The 5,476-nt window shown below is 47.2% G+C and carries 7 protein-coding genes; 6 read left to right on the forward strand and 1 reads right to left on the reverse strand.

The window, feature by feature from the left end:
* Window positions 1-556: 556 nt before the first annotated feature.
* Genes eno through truD form a run of 5 tightly spaced genes read left to right on the forward strand, consistent with a single transcriptional unit; the run spans window position 557 to window position 4,486 of the window.
* A complete protein-coding gene (gene eno, locus ACWVCM_RS02170) occupies window positions 557-1,849 on the forward strand; it encodes a phosphopyruvate hydratase (RefSeq protein ID WP_455200062.1) in 1,293 nt (430 codons plus the stop codon).
* Between the two features lie 46 nt (window positions 1,850-1,895).
* The gene (ftsB, locus tag ACWVCM_RS02175) at window positions 1,896-2,183 is read left to right on the forward strand and encodes a cell division protein FtsB (RefSeq protein WP_455200063.1); all 288 of its coding nucleotides are present in this window, start codon (window positions 1,896-1,898) and stop codon (window positions 2,181-2,183) included.
* Window positions 2,184-2,217: 34 nt separating this feature from the next.
* The gene (ispD, locus tag ACWVCM_RS02180) at window positions 2,218-2,925 is read left to right on the forward strand and encodes a 2-C-methyl-D-erythritol 4-phosphate cytidylyltransferase (protein WP_455200064.1); all 708 of its coding nucleotides are present in this window, start codon (window positions 2,218-2,220) and stop codon (window positions 2,923-2,925) included.
* A gap of 12 nt (window positions 2,926-2,937) precedes the next feature.
* Window positions 2,938-3,417, forward strand: a complete 480-nt coding sequence (gene ispF, locus ACWVCM_RS02185) for a 2-C-methyl-D-erythritol 2,4-cyclodiphosphate synthase (RefSeq protein WP_455200065.1) — start codon at window positions 2,938-2,940, stop codon at window positions 3,415-3,417.
* A 19-nt stretch (window positions 3,418-3,436) separates the two neighbouring features.
* Window positions 3,437-4,486: a tRNA pseudouridine(13) synthase TruD gene (truD, locus tag ACWVCM_RS02190; RefSeq protein WP_455200066.1), complete on the forward strand. Its 1,050-nt coding sequence runs from the start codon at window positions 3,437-3,439 to the stop codon at window positions 4,484-4,486.
* 28 nt (window positions 4,487-4,514) lie between these two features.
* On the opposite strand, the gene ACWVCM_RS02195 is transcribed toward truD, so the two are convergent.
* Window positions 4,515-5,063, reverse strand: coding sequence for a Smr/MutS family protein (locus ACWVCM_RS02195; RefSeq protein ID WP_455200067.1), 549 nt, complete (start codon window positions 5,061-5,063; stop codon window positions 4,515-4,517).
* 78 nt (window positions 5,064-5,141) lie between these two features.
* Here ACWVCM_RS02195 and surE point away from each other — a divergent pair.
* Window positions 5,142-5,476, forward strand: a 335-nt coding sequence (surE, locus tag ACWVCM_RS02200; RefSeq protein WP_455200068.1) for a 5'/3'-nucleotidase SurE, incomplete at its 3' end; no start/stop codon positions are given.

Below are 5,476 nucleotides of genomic sequence, written 5' to 3' on the forward strand. Positions count from 1 at the left end.
AATAAAGTCCGGATGGTATTTCAAGATTTATCGTCGTGGCCATAACAAATTTGCGACTTTCGTTTGAATAGTATTCGGAGGAATAGTGGACGGCGAAGTTGTGTAAGCGTTTGTTTAAATCTCCCCTAACCCCTCTTTAAAAAAGAGGGGGATCTAAGTAAGAGGCGGGAACTTGTTGGGGATTTGTAAATGGCGAAGAAAGTGTCCCCCAGCATCTTTAAGAAAGAAGGGGATCTAGTAAGAAGTGGAAGCTTGCTGGTAGTGTGTATGTGGTGGAGAAAGTCTCTCTCAGCCCCCTTAAGAAAGAGAGGGATCTAGGTAAGAGATGGAAATTTACTGGGCATTTGTAAATAGCGGGGAAATTTTCCCCAGCCCCCCCCTAAAGAAAGAGCGGGCTAATTGCGAGGCAGATTCGAACCAGTAAAAAAGAATTAACCGGGGTGTCTCCCCCTTTGTAAAGGGGGATTAAGGGGGATTTAAACAGCGTTCAGTAACAACAGTACGTAATATAAAACTCAATCAAAAATTAACGTAGAGAAGACGGAGTAAAAAAGTAGTGACGACAAGGTCAATAATCACGGACATTAAAGCAAGAGAAATTATAGATTCCCGCGGCAATCCTACCGTTGAAGCGGACGTTTATCTTGAGTGTGGCGCGATAGGTCGCGCGGCGGTGCCTTCCGGTGCATCCACCGGTTCACGAGAAGCCATAGAACTGCGCGACGATGACAAAAGTCGCTATTTGGGTAAAGGTGTCACAAAAGCCGTTGCCAATGTGAACGGTGAAATTCGTGAAGCACTGTTGGGGCACGATGCGGCGCATCAGGCCAACATTGATAATCGAATGATCGAACTGGATGGTACTCCCAACAAAGCACGTCTGGGTGCGAACGCGCTGTTAGCGGTCTCTATGGCCAGTGCCAAAGCGGTGGCTATTGAAAAAGGGGAATCCTTGTATCGCTACCTGGGTCAAGGTGAAAACTTCACTATGCCTGTACCCATGATGAATATCATCAACGGTGGATCCCACGCGGACAACAGTGTGGATCTGCAGGAATTCATGATCATGCCGGTGGGTGCGCCAAGCTTATCAGAAGCTATTCGTTATGGTGCCGAAATATTCCATGCCCTGAAGAAAGTCTTAAACAGTCGTGGATTGAACACGGCAGTAGGTGATGAAGGTGGTTTTGCCCCGGACTTGCCCTCCAATGAAGCGGCGATTGAAGTCATATTGGAAGCTGTGGACAAAGCGGGCTACAAAGCCGGCAGTGATATTTTCATTGGTATCGATGCCGCAAGTTCGGAATTCTACAAAGATGGTAAGTATGAGCTGGCTTCAGAAGGTAAGAGCCTGACATCGGAAGAATTCATTGATGTCTTAGCATCCTGGGTGGACAAATATCCAATCCTCAGTATTGAAGATGGCATGGACGAGAACGACTGGGACGGCTGGAAAAAACTGACTGAAAGATTGGGCGACAAAGTACAACTTGTTGGCGATGATTTGTTTGTCACTAATTCGAAAATCCTGCAAGAAGGTATCGATAAGGGCATTGCCAATTCCATACTCATCAAGGTCAATCAAATTGGTACCCTCACGGAAACTCTGGATGCCATTAATCTGGCCAGGCAATCCGGTTACACTGCGGTGATTTCCCATCGCTCCGGTGAAACGGAAGATGCAACCATAGCTGACCTGGCAGTAGCTACCAATGCAGGACAAATCAAAACCGGCTCCCTGTCACGATCCGACCGTATCGCCAAGTACAATCAGTTGATTCGGATTGAAGAAGAACTGGGCCAACGGGCTCACTACCCTGGGCGTGATGCCTTCCCTCAACTAAAATGATCATTGGCTATTGATTTATAGTTATGATCAATAACAACCGGAGTTAATGAAAGCGCTTATTGCCATCCTGATCGTTTTATTGCTGGTATTGCAATACAAACTCTGGTTTGGCGATGGCAATATGCGTGAAGTGTGGCAGCTCCAATCGGCCATAGAAGCGCAGCAAAAAGAAAACGAAAAACTCCGTGAGCGCAATGCCGCACTGGAAGCTGAGGTGCAGGATCTAAAACAGGGCCTCGAAGCGATCGAAGAACGGGCGCGCAGCGAACTTGGCATGATTAAAAAGGATGAAACCTTTTACCAGATCATTGAAAGTGAAGATCAGAAAGAATAACTTGTTTCACTTCTTGAAAACTTGCTAACAGATCATGTCTTCAATAATTTCCAACTGGGCTGTAGTGCCTGCTGCGGGTAGTGGGTCACGCATGGCTGCGAATATGCCCAAGCAGTATCTGCAAATTCAGGGCAAAGCTATTCTTGAACACACTATTGAACGTTTGATTACGCACCCAAAGATTGATGGTGTGGTTGTTGCGCTTGCTGCCGATGACCAGCAATGGGATGAGCTTCAGTTTCAAACCGATAAACCCATTATAAAAACCCTGGGTGGTGACGAGCGCTGTCATTCCGTGAAGAATGCCCTGTATGAAGTAAGCCGGCAAGGCACCGAGCAGGACTGGGTACTGGTGCACGATGCGGCTCGACCGTGTTTGCGCCATGAAGATCTTGATAAGCTAATTAACCAATTGTCGGATCACATGGTTGGAGGCTTGCTGGCCTACCCGGTAAAAGATACGATGAAACGATCGGACGACAAGCAGCGTGTAGTCGAGACGGTGGAGCGAAATCAGCTCTGGCACGCGTTAACCCCCCAGATGTTTCGTTTACACCTGTTACGCGATGCATTAAATAAAGCGATTGAGGACGGTTTCCTGGTTACCGATGAAGCATCCGCTGTGGAGCATGCGGGTTATCATCCCAAGCTTGTAGAAGGCCGTACGGATAATATTAAAATTACTACCCCGGAAGATTTATCCTTAGCCGAGTTTTATTTGTCGCGAATGGAAAGCCAGTAAAGGAACTGCCTCATGAGAATCGGACACGGTTACGACGCACACCGCTTTAAGGAAGGTAAGGGTATCGTTCTAGGTGGCGTCGACATACCCTTTGAAAAAAGTTTTGAAGCACACTCCGATGGTGACGTGTTATTGCATGCCTTGTGTGATGCCTTGCTGGGCGCCGCTGCCTTAGGTGATATTGGCAAGCATTTCCCTGATACCAGTGATGAATATAAAGGCATTAGCAGTCGATTGCTCTTACAGAAAGTCGCTGCGCTTATATCAAATGAGCAATATACGGTTTCCAATGTCGATGTGACAATAGCAGCACAGGCACCTAAACTGGCGCCCTATATCGACAACATGCGACAGCATATTAGTGAAGATCTTGCATTGCCTGTTGAGCGCGTCAGTGTAAAAGCGACCACAACAGAAGGTATGGGTTTTGTAGGGCGTGGCGAAGGTGTTGAAGTACATGCTGTTGTGCTGTTGAAAGAGTCATCGGATTAGCCGCCATTCTGGTCTTCTTTTGTCGCACATATCTCACCTTTCTCAACTTCACTATGCATTAGGCCAGCCCGAGTCAACGGCCAGGATACGCCAACAGCCGGAAGATTTTCAGGTCAGGGAGCAATTAACTTTTAACCTGGATGGTAACGGCCAGCATGTCTATTTATATCTGGAAAAACGCAATCTCAATACGGATGATCTGGCAAAACAACTGGCGAAATTTGCGGGTACCAAACCACTTGCTATAGGTTACGCCGGTCTGAAGGATCGTCATGCGGTCACGACGCAGTGGTTCAGCGTTGATCTTGCCGGTAAACCCGAACCGGACTGGTCTCTGTTAAGCAGCGAAGATATCAAGGTTCGCGAGACAGTCCGGCATGGACGAAAATTAAAACGTGGCGCCGTTCGTTATAATTATTTTCAATTAACGCTAAAAGAGTTCAACGGCGACGAGCGGGATCTCACGCAACGTCTCGAGTATATCCAGTCTCACGGAGCACCGAATTATTTCGGCGAACAACGTTTTGGCCGCAACGATGCCAACCTGAAACAGGCGGAAAAACTGTTTCTCGAAAAGAATGAATCCAGCCTCAAAAAAAAGCGCATTAACCGCCATTTGCGCGGCATTTATCTATCCGCAGTGCGGTCTTTCTTATTCAACCAGGTGTTATCACAACGTGTGCTCGATAAAACCTGGAATCATCCTGTTGCTGGTGATGTGTTCATGCTGGAAGGCAGCCATAGTGTGTTTACTTCCGAAGTGATCGATGCGCAAATTATTCGTCGCGTTAATGAATTTGATATCCATCCCACCGGCCCGATGTGGGGAAGTGGAGATCTTATGACAAGTCTTGATGCGTTAGCGACTGAAATGCAAATCGCTCAGTTACATCGGGAATGGTGTGAGGCGCTGGTCGATACTGGACTAAAACAGGAACGGCGTGCGTTACGAGTTCACGTTGAAGATTTGGACTGGCACTGGCAGGGAGGTGATGTGGTATTAAACTTTAAGTTGCCGGCGGGGAGTTATGCGACGTCGGTGTTACGGGAGTTAGTGGTTTATAATTGATCGGTTGTAAAATTTGTTCAGTATAAAGCTATTCCTCTCGTTGCCGTTTCAATAATACATAAACTGCCCCCGTCCCGCCGTGATGCGATTGTGCCGAACAGAAGGCGAGTACGTTTACAGAATCACGTAACCATTGATTGACATGGGTTTTGATGGCTGGTTTGTTGTCAAAGGATCCTTTGCCACGGCCATGAACCACCAAAACACAACGTTGCTTACCGGCAACCGCATTATTGATAGCCTGCTGCAGCCTGGCGCCAGCCTGGTTGACAGTAGAACCGTGCAAGTCAATTTTACTTTCGATGGGAAACTGACCTTTTTTAAGTTTTGCTATGACTTTTTGCTGAACACCATCACGCGCAAAAGACAGGGTTTCATCTGCGGCAACAGCAGGCGCATAGTCCAGTTCGCCAAACTTGAGGTGCTTCTTAACGGCTTTTTCAGGTCTTTTGACTTTAGGTGACAGCGGTGCGCTATCCGGATCAATTTTTTCCTGTGCTAACGGTTTCACGCCTTCCATCATTTCCTGGAACAATTCGGCATCTTCATCGTTTATTGAGGAATTTTTCCTGGTCATGCTATGTGAGACTGTAGAAGTTTCGCGTATAATCCTGCGCTAACAACGATATTTAACGGTTATGTTCCGACCTGATTAATGCGTATCTTACTGAGTAACGACGACGGTTATCAAGCACCCGGGCTTAAAGCTCTCGCCGCTATGCTTCAATCCATTTCTGATGTTGATGTGGTTGCACCTGATCGCAACCGCAGTGGTGCCAGTAATTCTTTGACGCTGGATTCACCGATGCGTCCGCAAACTATGGACAATGGCTTTATTAGCGTTGATGGTACGCCCACTGATTGTGTCCATCTTGCCATAACGGGTTTATTAGAAGTTGAACCCGATATGGTCATTGCCGGAATCAATGCCGGTTCCAATATGGGTGATGATGTATTGTATTCGGGCACCGTGGCGGCGGCAATGGAAGG

The organism is Kaarinaea lacus (assembly GCF_975902315.1).